This is a genomic window from Corallococcus interemptor (assembly GCF_003668875.1).
Classification (GTDB): domain Bacteria; phylum Myxococcota; class Myxococcia; order Myxococcales; family Myxococcaceae; genus Corallococcus; species Corallococcus interemptor.
In genome coordinates this window covers 1-404 of sequence record NZ_RAWM01000415.1, presented here as the reverse complement: position 1 = coordinate 404, position 404 = coordinate 1, and the positions used below count along the sequence as shown (strand labels likewise).

The window sequence follows — 404 nt, the reverse complement described above, 5'->3', positions numbered from 1 at the left end:
CAGCCCCGCGGCGCGGCGGCTCAGATTCTCCTGGAGCGCGGGCCCCTGAGACTTGAGGTGGCTCAGCGTGGCCACCGTGGTCGCCATGGTCAGCGGGTGCTTGCAGAACGTGCCCGCGGAGAAGGTCGTCTCGACAGCGGGGTAGGACGCGTCACCGTAGTTCCAGTCGCCTCCGTCGATGCGGTCCACGAATCCGCCGCGGTCCGCGACGGCGCCAATGGCCATGCCGCCACCGAGCACCTTGCCGTAGGTGACCAGGTCCGCCTCGATGCCGTACCACGCCTGAGCGCCACCCGGATGGAGCCGGAAGCCAGTGATGACCTCGTCGAAGATGAGGGGCACGCCTGCTTTACGCGTCATCGTCCGCAACGCCTGGAGGAAGGCCCGTGGCTGGAGATTGGGAC

At 68.3% G+C, this 404-nt stretch carries 1 protein-coding gene; it reads right to left on the bottom strand.

Features of this window, described 5'->3' with window-relative positions; all coding sequences use genetic code 11:
• Positions 1 to 404 (bottom strand): aminotransferase class III-fold pyridoxal phosphate-dependent enzyme (locus tag D7X96_RS39365; RefSeq protein ID WP_121772021.1); only part of this gene is annotated, 404 nt, incomplete at both ends.